This is a genomic window from Subtercola sp. RTI3 (assembly GCF_035018625.1).
In the GTDB taxonomy this organism is placed as follows: Bacteria; Actinomycetota; Actinomycetes; order Actinomycetales; family Microbacteriaceae; genus Subtercola; species Subtercola vilae.
This window is the reverse complement of record NZ_JASJXO010000013.1, coordinates 35333-49591: the sequence shown is the minus strand read 5'-3', so window position 1 is coordinate 49591 and position 14259 is coordinate 35333. Positions and strand designations below refer to the sequence as shown.

Genomic DNA, 14259 nt, shown 5'->3' with positions numbered 1-14259 from the left:
GAAAAGTTCCCGCTTGCTGAAAGCTCACCGAACAGTCACGGGCTGAAGCGGTACCCCATTCCCGACTCGGTGATGAAGTAGCGCGGGTTCGACGGCACGGGTTCGAGCTTCTTGCGCAGTTGACCCACGTACACCCGCAGGTAGCCCGAATCGTTGGTGTGGTGCGGCCCCCACACGTGCGTGAGCAACGCATCGCGCGTGAGTAGCCGCCCGGGGTTTCGAAGCAGCACCTCGAGAATGGCCCACTCGGTGGGGGTGAGCCTGATGGTCTCGGGCGCCGAAGCGCTGCCCCGGTAGACACGTTTGGCCGAGAGATCGACCGTCACGTCGGCAAAGGTGACCACCGGCAGATCGTCGGGCGCGGCCGTACGCCGAGTGAGGGCCCGGATGCGCGCCAGCAGCTCATCGATCGAGAACGGCTTGGTGACGTAGTCGTCTGCCCCCGCGTCGAGGGCCTCGACCTTGTCGGCCTCGCCGGTACGGCCCGAGACGACCAGGATCGGCACGTCGCTCCAGCCCCTGATGCCGTGGATGACCTCCACGCCGTCGAGTCGCGGCATCCCGAGGTCGAGCATCACGAGGTCGGGATGGTGCTCGATGGCGCGGTTGAGCGCTTCGACCCCGTCGCCCGCGGTGACGATGTCGTAGCCGCGGGCGCGGAGGGTCACGTTGAGCGCACGCAGAACCTGCGGGTCGTCGTCGGCGATGAGAATCTTCATGGGGCGGGCTCCGGCACGGCAGTTTCGGTTCGCTGGTGGGCGGGCAGAGAGATCACCATGGTGAGCCCGCCGCCAGGGGTGTCTTCGGCCTCGAGGGTACCGCCCATGCCTTCGACAAAGCCCTTCGACAGGGCGAGCCCGAGCCCGAGCCCGGTGAGGTTGTCGGTGTCGCCGAGGCGCTGGAACGGCACGAAGATGTCGTTGTGTCGTTCAGGCGGCACCCCCGGGCCGTGATCGGCGATCCTGATCTCCACCGCGCCGCCGAACTCGCTCGCCGAGATCAGCACGCGCTGGTCGGGGGGCGAGAACCGAATGGCGTTCGAAAGCAGGTTCACGACCACGCGCTCGAGCAGGCCGTGGTCGGCTTCGACAGCAGAGGTGTCGTCGGGCAGGTCGAGCTCGACGACGGCCGGGCCGAGATCGAGCTCGTCGAGGGCCGGCAGAATGACGTCTTCGACGTCGACCGGGCTGAGGAAGACCGCGAGCGCGCCGGCCTGCAGCCGTGTGACATCGAGCAGGTTGGTGACCAGCAGCGAGAGTGAATCAAGGCTCTCCTGCGCGGTGGTCAGCAGCTCGTCGCGGTCGGTCTGCGTGAGGGTCACATCGGTGGCGCGCAACCCACTGACGGCAGCGGTCGCCGCGGTGAGGGGGCGGCGCAGGTCGTGGCCGACGGCAGCCAGCAGGGCACTTCGAACGCGGTCTGCCTGCGCGAGGGGCGCTACTTCGCCTGCCGTCTCGGCCAGGTCGCTGTACTCGAGCGCAGCGTCGAGCTGGGCGGCGATCACGCTGAGCAGCCGCCGTTCTGACGCGGCCAGGTCTGCGCCGTGCAACTCGAGCTGGGCGCGGGTGCCCACCGCCACCACGGTGACGCTGTCGGCCGGCACAGTGTCGCCGTCGACGTGAGTGGGCTGCCCGTCCACGAGCAGGCGCACCGAACTCAGAGCGAACGCCTCCCTCGTACGCGTGACCAGCGCCTGCAGCGCATCCTGCCCGCGAACCACACTGCCGGCCACCGTGGCGAGCAGCTCTGACTCGGCCGCCGCCCGCCGGGCGCTTCTGGTTCGACGCGCGGCAATATCGACAACCACGCTGACCAGCGTCGCGTTCAGAACGTAGAGCCCGAGCGCGAGCAGATGCACCGGCTCGGTCACGGTCACTGTGTAGATGGGGTCGACGAAGAAGAAGTCGAGTGTGAGCCCCGACAGCAGCGCGGCGAACAGCGCCGGGCCGAACCCTCCGACCAGGGCGACGACGACCACGAGCAGCTGGTACGTCAGAACGTCGCTGGTGATCGAGTCTTTGGTCTGCACAGCCACGAGCAGCCAGGTGACGAGCGGGCCGCCCACCAGTGCGACGGCGAGCCCGATCATCCGGCGCCGCAGGGTGAGAGCGCCCCCGAGGCGAGGCAATGCGAACCGACCGCCGGCCGCCGCGTGCGTCACGATGTGCACGTCGATGTCGCCAGATTCGCGGATGACCGTGGCACCGATTCCCGGCCCCGTGAGCGCCGCGCCCACCCTGCTGCGGCGACTCACGCCGATCACGAGCTGGGTGGCGTTCTCGGCCCGGGCGAACTCGACCAGCCCGCGCGGCACATCGTCGCTGATGACCTGGTGGTACGAGCCGCCGAGCGAATCGACGAGCGCTCGTTGGGCTGCCAGCGCACCGGGGTCGGCCCCCCGCAGGCCGTCGTTGCTCGACACGTGCACGGCCAGCAGCTGGCCACCGGCCGAGCGGGCTGCGATGCGGGCGCCTCGGCGCAGCAGAGTCTCGCCCTCAGGCCCGCCGGTCAGCGCCACCACGACACGCTCGCGCGCCTCCCAGGTGCTCTGGATGCGATGCTCGGCGCGATACGACTTGAGTGCGCTGTCGACTTCGTCGGCCAGCCAGAGCAAGGCGAGCTCGCGCAGTGCCGTGAGGTTGCCGAGCCTGAAATAGTTCGACAAGGCAGCGTCGATGCGGGTGGCCGGGTACACGAAGCCGCCCGCCAGCCGGTCGCGAAGGGCCTGGGGGGCGAGGTCGACGACCTCGATCTGGTCGGCCGAGCGCAGTACGCTGTCGGGCACAGTCTCGCGCTGCTTGGCGCCGGTGATCTGCTCGACGACATCGGCGAGCGAGTCGATGTGCTGGATGTTGACGGTCGAGATCACGTCGATGCCGGCGGCCAGCAACGCCTCGACGTCGTGCCAGCGCTTCTCGTGGGTCGAGCCTGGCGCGTTCGTGTGGGCCAGCTCGTCGACGAGCGCGACGCCCGGCTTACGCGCCAGAACGGCCTCGAGGTTCATCTCGCTGAGCTCGACACCGCGGTGAACGCTGACGCTGCGCGGAACGACCTCGAAACCGAGCAGCATGCTCGACGTGCCCGCGCGGCCATGCGTCTCGACGACCGCGACAACCACGTCGGCGCCCTCGCCCTTCAGGCGCCGGCCCTCTTCGAGCATGCTGTAGGTCTTACCGACCCCGGGCGCGGCACCGAGCAGCACGCGAAAGTGCCCGCGTTTCACTGGGCGATCACCATCGTGTCATCGCCGCTGAGCCATCGCTCGGCTTCACTGCCCGCATGTCCGCCCGCCGCACCGTGCTCAACCGGCCAGGCCGGCCAGCGCGATGTTCAGGCGCAGCACGTTGACGGTGGGCTCGCCCAGAAACCCGAGATCGCGTGACGTCGTAGCGTTGCTGACCAACTGTTGCACCTCGTCTACGGGCAGGTTTCGAGCGGCAGCAATGCGTGCCACCTGAATCTGAGCGTACTCGGGGCTGATGTGCGGATCGAGCCCCGAGGCCGAGGCTGTGACGGCGTCGGCCGGAATCTGCGCGACCGAAACACCGTCTGACGCGGCGATGGCGCTCTGGCGGTCGGCGATCGCGGCGAGCAGGTCGGAATTCTCCGGGCCGTAGTTACTGCCGCTCGAGGCGGCTGCGTCGTACCCGTTGCCGGCGGCCGACGGCCGAGACTGGAACCACTCCGGCAGAGCGTTGCCGTCGGCGTCGGTGAACGACTGCCCGATCAGGGCCGAGCCCACCGCGGTGTTGCCCGAGCGGACAATCGATCCGTTGGCCTGGGCGGGCAGCGCGAGCTGCCCGATACCCGTGATCAGGGCTGTGTAAGCAACCCCGAGCACGAGGGTGAAGACGATCATGGCTCGTACGGCGACACCGTACTGCCGGGCGAACGTTCGTGAGGTACTCATGTGAATGACCTTTCTGCGGGCTTCTGTTCTGGGGGGCTTCGGTCAGAAGCCCGGAATGAGAGTGACGATGAGGTCGACGATCTTGATGCCCACGAACGGTGCAATCACACCGCCGACGCCGTACAGCAGCAGGTTGCGGCTGAGAATGCGCGACGCACTGAGCGGGCGGTACTTCACTCCGCGTAGCGCCAACGGAATCAGCACGATGATGATGACCGCGTTGAAGATGACCGCGGAGAGGATCGCCGACGACGGTGAGTGCAGCTGCATGATGTTCAGCACCTGCAGCCCGGGAAAGACCCCGGCGAACATGGCCGGGATGATGGCGAAGTACTTTGCCACATCGTTCGCGATCGAGAACGTCGTGAGAGCTCCGCGGGTGATGAGCAGCTGCTTGCCGATGCGCACGATGTCGATGAGCTTGGTGGGGTCGCTGTCGAGGTCGACCATGTTGCCGGCCTCCTTCGCAGCCGAAGTGCCCGTGTTCATCGCCACCCCCACATCGGCCTGCGCGAGCGCCGGGGCGTCGTTGGTGCCGTCGCCGGTCATCGCCACGAGGTTTCCGCCGTCTTGCTCCCGCTTGATCAGCGCGAGCTTCTGCTCGGGCGTGGCCTCGGCGAGAAAGTCGTCGACCCCCGCCTCTGCGGCAATGGCCGCCGCGGTGAGCGGGTTGTCACCGGTGACCATGACGGTTCGGATGCCCATCGCACGCAACTCGGCGAAACGCTCTGTGATGCCCTCCTTGACCACATCTTTCAGGTAGATGACGCCGAGCACACGAGCCACTCCCGTGGCGTCTGCGCTCGCAACAACCAGCGGAGTACCGCCGGCGTTCGAAACACGTTCGACGTGCGCATCGAGCTCGCTGCGAACGGTGCTCGACAGCGCCACAGAGCTTTCGACCCAGGCGATGATCGACGAGCCGGCACCCTTTCGAATCTGCGATCCGTCGGGCAGGTCGAGCCCCGACATGCGGGTCTGCGCCGTGAACGGTACGACGTCTCCCGACACCGCGATCTGGCGGTCGAAACCCTGCCGGGCGGCGAGGTCGACAATCGATTTACCCTCGGGCGTGGGGTCGGCGAGCGATGACACAGCGGCAGCGTGCCGCAGGGCATCCGGTGCCACCCCGGCGAGCGCGATGAACTCTGCGGCCTGGCGGTTGCCGTAGGTGATGGTTCCGGTCTTGTCGAGCAACAGGGTGGTCACGTCGCCGGCGGCTTCGACCGCGCGGCCCGACATGGCGAGAACGTTGCGCTGAACGAGGCGATCCATGCCGGCGATGCCGATGGCAGAGAGCAGTCCCCCGATGGTGGTGGGGATGAGGCAGACCAGCAGCGCAACCAGAACGGTGAGGCTCACCTGCGACCCGGCGTAGCCCGCGATGGGGTTCAGCGTGAGGGTGACGATCACGAACACGATCGTCAGGCTGGCGAGCAAGATATTCAGGGCGATCTCGTTCGGTGTCTTCTGCCGTGACGCGCCCTCGACCAGCGCGATCATGCGGTCGACGAAGGTCTCGCCGGGCTTCGAGGTGATCTCGACCACGATGCGGTCGGAGAGTACGCGGGTTCCGCCGGTGACGGCGCTGCGGTCGCCGCCCGACTCACGAACTACGGGGGCCGACTCGCCGGTGATGGCCGACTCGTCGACGGAGGCGATGCCCGCCACGATGTCGCCGTCGCCGGGGATCAGCTCGCCGGCCGTGACCACAACCACGTCGCCGAGCGTCAGGTCTGCCGACGAGAGTGCGACGAGGGGCGTCGATTCGGCCATCGGGTCGACCGCGGGGTCGTACCCGGTGACCCGGTTCGCCGTTGTGCTCGTGCGCGTCTTCCGCAAGCTGTCGGCCTGCGCCTTGCCGCGGCCCTCTGCGACCGACTCGGCGAGGTTCGCGAACAGAACGGTGAGCCAGAGCCAGATCGCGATACCCCAGGTGAACGAGGCCGGCACTGCGGTGCCGCCCGACGACCCCGAGCCGCCGATGAACGGCTCGGCGATGGCGAGCGCCGTGGTGAGCGCGGCACCGATCTCGACGATGAACATGACCGGGTTGTGCCACATCTCACGCGGGTGGAGCTTGCGGAATGCCCCCGGTGTGGCCTCGAGGAGCTGGGCGACGCCGAACGCGGCCTTCTTCTCGGTGGCCTCGTGCGCGGTGGGGTGGGATTCGGGGGGTCTGAGGGGGGTGATGGTCGACATGATTACTGAAGCCCTTCCGCTAGCGGTCCTAGCGTGATGACGGGAAAATAGGTGAGAGCAACGATGACCACGGTCACCGCGACGAGCAGCCCGACGAACTGGGGCCGATGGGTCGGCAGGGTTCCGGCGGTGCTCGGGATGCGGTCTTGCTGTGCCAGAGAACCGGCGAGCGCCAGCACCAGCACGATGGGAATGAACCGGCCGAGGAGCATCGCCGCCCCGAGCGCCGCATTGAACCACGGCGTGTTCGCGGTGAGGCCGGCAAAGGCTGAACCGTTGTTGTTCGAGGCCGAGGTGAAGGCGTAGAGCACCTCCGAGAGGCCGTGCAGCCCCGAGTTGTAGATCGAGGTGCTTGTGACGTCGTCTCGCACGGCCGGTATCGCGAAGCTGAGTGCAGTGCCGGCGAGCACAAGGGTGGGGGTGACGAGAATGTACAGGCTCGCGAGTTTGATCTCGCGCGGGCCGAGCTTCTTGCCGAGGTACTCGGGGGTGCGGCCCACCAACAGCCCGGCAATGAACACCGCGATGACCGCGAGGATGAGCATCCCGTACAGACCAGAACCCACGCCGCCCGGAGCCACTTCGCCGAGCATCATGTTGAGCATCGGCATCATGCCGCCGAGCGAGGTGAATGAGTCGTGCATCGAATCCACAGCACCGGTCGAGGTGAGCGTGCTCGTTGTGGCGAACAGAGTCGAACCGAAGATGCCGAAGCGGTCTTCCTTGCCCTCCATGGCCGCGCCCGCCAGCTGCGGTGCCGAGCCGGCACCCGACGCCTCGAAGATCGACAGTGCCGACAGCGACACCACGAAGATGGTCGACATCACGGCCAGAATCGCGTAGCCCTGGCGGTTGTCGCCCACGATGCGGCCGAACGCCCGCGGCAGGCTGAACGGAATGGCGAGCATCAGCACGATCTGCAGCAGGTTGGTCCAGGCCGTGGGGTTCTCGAACGGATGCGACGAGTTGGCATTGAAGAACCCGCCACCGTTCGTGCCGAGCATCTTGATCGCCTCCTGTGAGGCCACCGGGCCACCCGGAATGCTCTGCGTGCCGCCCGTGAGAGTGGTCACGTCAGTGAAGCCGTTGAAGTTCTGAATCACGCCGCCGGCGATCAGAATGACGGCGGTGACGATCGACAGCGGCAGCAGCAGCCGCAGCGTGCCGCGGGTGAGGTCGACCCAGAAGTTGCCGATCGTGCCCGAGCGCCGGTAGGCGAACCCGCGAACCAGGGCGATCGCCACGGCGATGCCCACCGCGGCCGACACGAAGTTCTGTACCGCGAGGCCGGCCAGCTGAACGGAGTACCCCATTGTCACGTCGGGCGAGTACGACTGCCAGTTCGTGTTCGTCACGAACGAGATGGCCGTGTTGAACGACAGGCCCTCTGGAATGGCCGGCATACCCAGTGAATACGGCAGAACCGCCTGCAGGCGCTGGATGCCGTACAGAACCAGCACGCCCACGAGCGAGAACGCCAGAACCCCGCGCAGGTAGGTACGCCAGGTCTGTTCAGAGGTGGGGTCGACTCCGATCATCCGGTAGAAGCCGCGCTCGACGCGCAGGTTCTTTGTGCCCGTGTAGATGTGGGCGATGTAGTCACCGAGCGGCCGATAGAGCAGAACGAGGAACAGAACGAGGGTGGCCACCTGAAGGATGGCGAACAGGGTGTCCACTAGAACCGCTCGGGTTTGACGAGCGCGAACACCAGAAAGCCGAGGGCGGCAACCGCGAGGGCGGCCGCAATGATGTCGAAGACGATCACAGCTTGCCGACCCCCTTGGCGATGAGGTCGACAACCGCGAACAAGACCACGATGCCGAGAACATAAATCACGTCAAGCACAAGAACTCCATTCCACTCACACAGGCCGTGCGACTCGTCAGGTCAGACGATCTCGCAGGGCACAGCACCTGAGTAGACACCGAAGTGTTACAGCGCGCTCGGGCCTTAACGGTTCTCTAACGCCCGCGGAGGCATTGTTAACGCATCTCGTACACCCCGTCGCTCCCGCCTCCCCCGCCGCAGCTGGGCGCACCACAACTCCTCGGTTGTGGAGGGCGGGTGGCTCGTGCGCAGATGTCGGTTCGGGCGGTGTGCGCCAGACTGGATCCATGCTCCGCCGACTCTCACTGCCCACCGAGCTTGCAGCGTCGAACGGCTCGCTGACGCTCCGCTCGGCAACCGAACTCGACCTCGATGCTGTCATGCTGCTGCTGTCGGATGACCCGGTCAGTGCCGCCCGCGGAGACATCGCTTCTCCCGCCGACCGGCCCGTCTACCTCGCGGCCCTTCTCGCGATCGTCGCCGACCCCGCGAACGCCCTGCTCGTCGTCGAAGACGCTTCAGGCGCCGTGGTGGGCACCATGCAGCTCACCCTGATTCCCGGCATGGCCCGCCGCGGGTCGACCCGTCTCCTGGTCGAAGCGGTCCGCGTCAGCGGCCTGCATCGCTCGAACGGCATCGGCGGCGCGATGATGCGCTGGGTCACCGACACCGCGGCCCCCGCACTTGGGGCCGCCCTCGTTCAGCTCACGTCAGACGCCTCCCGCACCGACGCCCACCGTTTCTACGAGCGCCTCGGCTTCACCGGCTCGCACCTCGGCTTCAAGTACTCCGTCTGAAATGGCCTTATCTAGTACGCTCCACCTCCGCGGCGAGCGCCGCCTCGGTGTTCAGCCTCGCAGAGAACGTCGATTCGGCACCGGGGTTGCGCGTTCGCGGCGACCGGATGCGTGGGCTCCGCAATCGGCGACAGTGCGGTAAGAGTCGCCGATGAATCGCCCCCGTCGAGCGCAGTTGCACGCACCATGGAGTCATGCCCCTCTCCCCGCCCCGCCACGGTCGCGCACCAGAAGACGATGTCGACCCGCCCGCGCCGGCACGCCCGCGGCTCAGCAGCAAGCGGTGGTCGAGCCTGACGAAAGTGACGACGGCGGGCATCTTCGTGTCGGCCACGGTGCTCGGGCTGCAGCTGGCGGTCGAGGCGCCCGGTACGACGCCGCTCACTGTGGCTGTGGGCAGCTCGGCCGTGCCGGCTGCTGGGTCTGCTGCGGCGGACGCGGTCGACGCTGCGGACGCGGAGGCCACTGCCGCCGCCGCTGCGGATGCGGAGGCCACTGCTGCTGCCGCCGCTGCAGCTACCGCTACCGCTGACGCCGCAGGCCGACGCGGCTCCGGCCACGAACCCGACGACCTCACCGATCACCGCTCGAACGCACCCGGTCGCGGCCCCGCTCTACCCCCAGCCACCTCGTGACCCGCCCACTCGGCCCCCGGCCACGAACCCGTACGCGCATCCGCGCCGACCACCTCGTTTTGACGGCGCTCGTTGGCGGCGGTGTTCTCTCCCTCTCCCTCGCGGTTCTGAGCGCACCCACCCCGCTGATGCTCACCCTCGCGCTCGCCGCCCACGTGTTCGGCCTGCTCGCCGGGTACTTCGTCGCCGTCATGCTCGTGCTCATGTCGCGCGCGCCCCTGCTTGAGCGGGAGATCGGCGCTGACCGCCTCGCCCGGTGGCACGGCCGCCTCGGCCGGGTCTTCGTCGCCACCATGATCGTTCACGTCGTGGCGGCCACGGCAACCTGGATCGCCCTGCGACACGACACCATCATCGGCGGCGCCCTCAACCTGATGAGCCTGCCCTGGCTCTGGCCGGCCCTCGCTGCAACCGTTCTGTTCGTCGCCGTTGGCGCGCTCTCGATTCGCGCCGCGCGCCGGCGGCTCTCGTACGAGCGGTGGCACAGCATCCATCTGCTCACCTACGTGGCCATCGCGCTGTCGTTCGGGCACGAGCTGGCGGGGCCGAACCTTGCCGGATTCCTGCCCGCCGAGGTGTTCTGGAGCCTGCTCTACGTGTACGCGTTCGCCTTGGTTCTCCGCTATCGGGTGCTGCGACCGCTCGAGCAGACCTGGCGGCATCGGCTGCGGGTCGAGACGGTGCTTTCTGAGGCTCCGGGGGTGGTGAGCATCGTGTTTCGGGGCCACTACGTCGATGACCTGCACGCTGTGCCTGGCCAGTTCTTTCGCTGGAGATTCTTGACGCGACGCACGTGGCTGTCGGCGCATCCATTCTCGCTGTCGGCGCCCGCCCAGAACAACCGACTTCGCATCACGGTCAAAGACCTCGGCTCGGGCAGTCGCCTGCTGCACTCGATCACGCCGGGCACACTGGTGCTCGCCGAGGGCCCGTACGGCGCCATGACCTCGCGGCGGCGAACCCGGCCCGACGTGCTGCTCGTGGCCGGCGGCGTGGGCATCACCCCCATGCGCGCTCTCTTCGAGACGCTCGACGCCGACAGCGGCGCCATCACCCTGCTCTACCGGGCGTCGACGGTTGACGACATCGTCTTCAGAGACGAACTCGAAGAGATTGCCGCTCACCGAGGCGTCGAGATCGTCTGGATGATCGGTCGCTCGTCTGACCCCGCAAACAGGTTCAGCGCCGAACGCCTCACGCAGCTTGTACCGAACGTGCGCACACGAGAGGTGTACTTGTGCGCGTCGCCCGCGCTCTCTGACGCGGCTCGCACCGCACTGCTAGCCACTGGTCTGCCCCGGCGGCACCTGCACGAGGAGGTCTTCTCGTTCTGAGGGTGTGAAAACTCCCAGTTCGAGAAGGGGCGAACGAGTGCACTGAGTGGTTGGATGAAGACGTGGACGAATGGATCGATGGGCTCCCGCCGGCAGCGCACGAGCGAATCGCGCGTCAAAAAGCTGGCAGTACCGCCGGGTCGTTGCTCTCCGCGCCCGCTGCGGCCAGCGTCCACAGCGCCGGCCTCATCCCTGTGGGCGAAGTGTTCGGCTGCGTGGTCATGAACCTCGGCTGGACGGGCGGCGGCTGCTCGTGGTGGAACACCGGCGGGTTCGGCATGGCGAGCATGGGAATGGTCACCCCCGTCACCACCTCTGGCGCCGGCGGCAAATACGGGAGCTTCGCGCCGTACGTGAACGCCTTCGAGCGCGGCTGGTACGGCTCGCTGAAGCGCATGATGACCGAAGCGGTGGCGCTCGGCGCACACGGCGTGCTGGGGGTTCGCATCGTTCGCCGTCAACTCGAGGGCTCGTCGTGGGAGTTCAGCGCGCTCGGCACAGCGGTTCGGTCGATCGACCCGTCGCTCTCGCCGATTCCGCGCACAGCGGCCGACGCGTGGAGCACCAACCTGAGCGGCGAAGATTGCGCTGCGGCGATTCTGTCGGGCTACATTCCCCGTGAGATCGTGCTCGGCGTGTCGATCTCGACCAAACACGAAGACTGGCAGCTGCGGCAGCAACGCTCGAGCTGGGTGAACGGCGAAGTGACGGGCATGACCGAGCTGATTCAGGCCGCACGGCACGAATCCCGTGAGCGCCTCGCCGCCCGCGCCACCCACATGGGAAGCGCCGAACTGGCCGTGACCAGCATGAGCCTGTCGGAGTTCGAAACGCCCTGCGGCGGTCAAGACGGCCGCGACCTGCACGCCGAATCTGTGGTGGTGGGCACCACCCTGCTGGCGATGCCGGGTGCGCGGCGACGAGCATCCGGGTCGTCGGCCCTCACGATTCTGCCGCTCCGCGACGCACCGCCACCACCGGCCAGGCGGGGCGGCGCGTGAACGCACGGCAGCCGGCCCATCGCATCCCTCTCTCACCTCTCGAACGAAAGTGCAACCGATGACTGACCCCTTCTCCGGTATCTCGCTCCCCGCAGACGCGCGTGCCCGCCTGGCAGATGGCAAGAAGAACCTGTTCACCTCCGATCTCTCGGTGAACGAGTTTCTACTGGTGAAGCAGGCCGGCTTTCGCCCGGTGGGCCTCGTGCTGGGTTCGAGTGTCTACCACGTCGGCATCCAGGCCCGGCGCTGGGGCAAGAACATGGAACTCGACAAGCTGAGCGGCGCGATGTACCACGCTCGTGAGCTCGCGATGACCCGTATGGAAGCCGAAGCAGACGCCCTCGGCGCCGACGGAGTGGTCGGGGTGCGGCTCGAGATCGAGTTCAAAGAGTACGGCAACGACCTCGCCGAATTCATCGCCGTGGGCACGGCCGTCACGGCCGAGAAGCCTCCGGAGAAGGGCACCTGGCGTAACAACAAGGGGCTTCCGTTCACCTCAGACCTGTCGGGCCAAGACTTCTGGACTCTCATTCAGTCGGGCTATGCGCCACTCGGCCTGGTGATGGGAACCTGCGTCTACCACATCGCCCACCAGGGCATGATGACCTCGCTCAACAACATCGGCGCCAACGTTGAGATCACCCAGTTCACCGAGGCGCTCTACAACGCTCGTGAGCTCGCGATGGGTCGCATGCAGACCGAAGCTGAGGCTCTGGATGCCGAGGGCATTGTGGGCGTGCAACTTCTGTCACTGCCGCACCGCTGGGGCGGCCACACCACCGAGTTCTTCGCCATCGGCAGCGCTGTGCGCTCCCTGCGGCCCGACCATGTGATCGCGACGCCGAGCCTCGTGCTGCCGCTGACCGACGGCGGGCGCTGGTGAGCAAACCGTCTGACAGCGTTGCGCTCACGGGCGCGGCACCGTCGGCCGCCACCGCCCTGGCCGACCCGCAGGCGTTCCTGGCCTCCCTCGTCGACGGCGCCACCCGGGCCCTCTCCGAGCCCGTCGCGGCAACGGTACTGCTGGTCGAACGCACGCGCACCCTCGGCGACCGGCTCGCCGGCCGGCCAGGCGACATCACCGAGCTGAGCCTGTCTGCCGGCGGCGAGACCCTGTCGCTGCGCCCAGCCGCCCGCGGCCAATGGTCAGCCGAAACCCGCCGGGTCTCTGGCGGGGTTGTCATCGCCCGCCGCACCCAGACGCTCGGCGAGTGGCTGAGTGCGTTTGCTGGGCACGTTGCTGCCGCCGCGGGAGACGCGGCCGGTGACGCCGCAGCATCGACGCGGGCTCTGCAGACCCTCGGCATCCACTCGGCTGAGGCCGGCGTCTCTGTCGGCGAGGCCAGCCTCGAAGCCGATCTGCGGAGCCTGCCCAGCCGGGTCTCTGGGCGCATACCGGCCGATGCAGAGGCGCTGGTTGCTCAGATCATCGAGCTGCTGCTCGATACGGCCCCGCGGGTTCGGTTGAACTCAGAAACCGACCTGATCGTGCGTCGAGCGGCGACCGTCTACCTCCCCGACACGCTGCGGGCCTACCTCGCGCTGCCCGTCGAGTGGGCGCTCGGGCACGTATTCAGCGACGGCTCGACTCCCCCTGGCGCGCTGACCGCGCAGCTCACCGTGCTTCTGGGGGCCGTCTCGAAGCTTCGCGATGCGGCCGTGGCCGACGACGCGAATGCGCTGCTCGTGAACGGGCGGTTTCTGGCTGACCGGTTCGCGGTGTCGAGCCTGGATTTGCGGTAACGGGCCTTCGAGGACAGCCGTGGCGGCGGCATTGGTCCGCCATCGGCCTTGTGTTGACGGCTCTGGATCGGCCAGACGAGGTCGGTCAGATCGACTCGGTGGGCGCCGTCGGCTGCGGCCATGACCAGCCCGGTTATGAGAGGCGGCCAGTTCATCTATTCCTCTTTCTGCGAGCCATCGAGGAAAACGAGCCGCCGTTTGGATTCTGGTAGCAACCACCAGCAACCTTCCATTGGCGTCCACATTCAAACCAAACTTCACGCGGTGCCGAGGTCATGAGGGATCCATGAGGCTCATTCGATGCGTGACGCTGCGGATGCGGTGAAAAGGAACCCGCACAGGAAGCGCCCCTTCGGAGAAGGGCCTGAGGATTGTCAGGGTGATAAAGACCATGAAATTGAAATCGACCCAGCCGAAAAATCTACCCATGCTCGCTCCGCGACGAACAAACCAGTAACAGGCAAGAAGCCAGACTACGAACGTCGTAGGGATGATCACCCACAACGCCAATCCGCGGATGCACAGCAAGCAGAGCATCCCGAATATGCCAAGGTTCATTTCTTTCACAGTCCACCTCCCATTGCGTCTTCGATTTGTCGGAATTCGGTGCCTTCTATTGACCGAGTCGCTCGCTCAGGAATGAATCACGAAGTTGTTGACGATTGTGAAGACGATCCAGCATCCTGCAGCCACTGCGATGACGATGTTGGACGTCGCCAACAAGAAATACAAATACACAGCGGGATTATCACTATCAACTCGAGAAAGCCCAAGGATGCCACTAAGTCTCTTCCGTCTCGTTCCGGCACT

At 66.9% G+C, this 14259-nt stretch carries 13 protein-coding genes; 6 read left to right on the top strand and 7 right to left on the bottom strand.

Annotated features, from left to right (window positions below):
• Positions 1-35: 35 nt before the first annotated feature.
• From QN358_RS07285 to QN358_RS07260, 6 genes are all read right to left on the bottom strand, one after another.
• On the bottom strand, positions 36-719 hold the full coding sequence (locus QN358_RS07285) for a response regulator (RefSeq protein ID WP_136641901.1): 684 nt from the start codon (positions 717-719) through the stop codon (positions 36-38).
• Positions 716-3223 (bottom strand): ATP-binding protein, encoded by a 2508-nt coding sequence (locus QN358_RS07280; RefSeq protein WP_323511986.1) that lies wholly within the window; start codon positions 3221-3223, stop codon positions 716-718. The genes QN358_RS07285 and QN358_RS07280 overlap by 4 nt, the downstream gene beginning before the upstream one ends.
• Positions 3224-3301: 78 nt before the next feature.
• Positions 3302-3910, bottom strand: a complete 609-nt coding sequence (gene kdpC / locus QN358_RS07275; RefSeq protein ID WP_136641899.1) for a potassium-transporting ATPase subunit KdpC — start codon at positions 3908-3910, stop codon at positions 3302-3304.
• A gap of 42 nt (positions 3911-3952) precedes the next feature.
• A complete protein-coding gene (gene kdpB / locus QN358_RS07270; protein WP_323511985.1) occupies positions 3953-6112 on the bottom strand; it encodes a potassium-transporting ATPase subunit KdpB in 2160 nt (719 codons plus the stop codon).
• Positions 6113-6114: 2 nt separating this feature from the next.
• The gene (gene kdpA, locus QN358_RS07265; protein WP_136641897.1) at positions 6115-7788 is read right to left on the bottom strand and encodes a potassium-transporting ATPase subunit KdpA; all 1674 of its coding nucleotides are present in this window, start codon (positions 7786-7788) and stop codon (positions 6115-6117) included.
• Positions 7788-7877, bottom strand: a complete 90-nt coding sequence (locus QN358_RS07260) for a potassium-transporting ATPase subunit F (RefSeq protein WP_136641896.1) — start codon at positions 7875-7877, stop codon at positions 7788-7790. The genes kdpA and QN358_RS07260 overlap by 1 nt, the downstream gene beginning before the upstream one ends.
• A 349-nt stretch (positions 7878-8226) precedes the next feature.
• On the opposite strand from QN358_RS07260, the gene QN358_RS07255 reads away from it, so the two are divergent.
• From QN358_RS07255 to QN358_RS07230, 6 genes are all read left to right on the top strand, one after another.
• Positions 8227-8736 (top strand): GNAT family N-acetyltransferase, encoded by a 510-nt coding sequence (locus QN358_RS07255; RefSeq protein ID WP_136641895.1) that lies wholly within the window; start codon positions 8227-8229, stop codon positions 8734-8736.
• A 194-nt stretch (positions 8737-8930) separates the two neighbouring features.
• Positions 8931-9371 (top strand): hypothetical protein, encoded by a 441-nt coding sequence (locus tag QN358_RS07250; RefSeq protein WP_323511984.1) that lies wholly within the window; start codon positions 8931-8933, stop codon positions 9369-9371.
• Positions 9368-10705, top strand: coding sequence for a ferredoxin reductase family protein (locus tag QN358_RS07245; protein ID WP_323511983.1), 1338 nt, complete (start codon positions 9368-9370; stop codon positions 10703-10705). Before QN358_RS07250 ends, QN358_RS07245 begins: the two co-directional genes overlap by 4 nt.
• Positions 10706-10767: 62 nt before the next feature.
• Positions 10768-11706, top strand: a complete 939-nt coding sequence (locus QN358_RS07240) for a heavy metal-binding domain-containing protein (RefSeq protein WP_323511982.1) — start codon at positions 10768-10770, stop codon at positions 11704-11706.
• 58 nt (positions 11707-11764) lie between these two features.
• Positions 11765-12589: a heavy metal-binding domain-containing protein gene (locus QN358_RS07235; RefSeq protein ID WP_136641891.1), complete on the top strand. Its 825-nt coding sequence runs from the start codon at positions 11765-11767 to the stop codon at positions 12587-12589.
• Entirely contained in the window at positions 12586-13449 is an 864-nt protein-coding gene (locus QN358_RS07230; RefSeq protein WP_323511981.1) for a hypothetical protein, read from the top strand. Before QN358_RS07235 ends, QN358_RS07230 begins: the two co-directional genes overlap by 4 nt.
• Positions 13450-13722: 273 nt before the next feature.
• On the opposite strand, the gene QN358_RS07225 is transcribed toward QN358_RS07230, so the two are convergent.
• On the bottom strand, positions 13723-14016 hold the full coding sequence (locus tag QN358_RS07225; protein ID WP_136641889.1) for a hypothetical protein: 294 nt from the start codon (positions 14014-14016) through the stop codon (positions 13723-13725).
• Between the last annotated feature and the right edge of the window lie 243 nt (positions 14017-14259).

Coding starts and splice junctions, on each gene's coding strand:
- kdpB (WP_323511985.1), bottom strand. CDS start 6,112: ATGTCGACCATCACCCCCCTCAGACCCCCCGAATCCCACCCCACCGCG.
- QN358_RS07250 (WP_323511984.1), top strand. CDS start 8,931: ATGCCCCTCTCCCCGCCCCGCCACGGTCGCGCACCAGAAGACGATGTC.
- QN358_RS07285 (WP_136641901.1), bottom strand. CDS start 719: ATGAAGATTCTCATCGCCGACGACGACCCGCAGGTTCTGCGTGCGCTC.
- QN358_RS07235 (WP_136641891.1), top strand. CDS start 11,765: ATGACTGACCCCTTCTCCGGTATCTCGCTCCCCGCAGACGCGCGTGCC.
- QN358_RS07255 (WP_136641895.1), top strand. CDS start 8,227: ATGCTCCGCCGACTCTCACTGCCCACCGAGCTTGCAGCGTCGAACGGC.
- kdpC (WP_136641899.1), bottom strand. CDS start 3,910: ATGAGTACCTCACGAACGTTCGCCCGGCAGTACGGTGTCGCCGTACGA.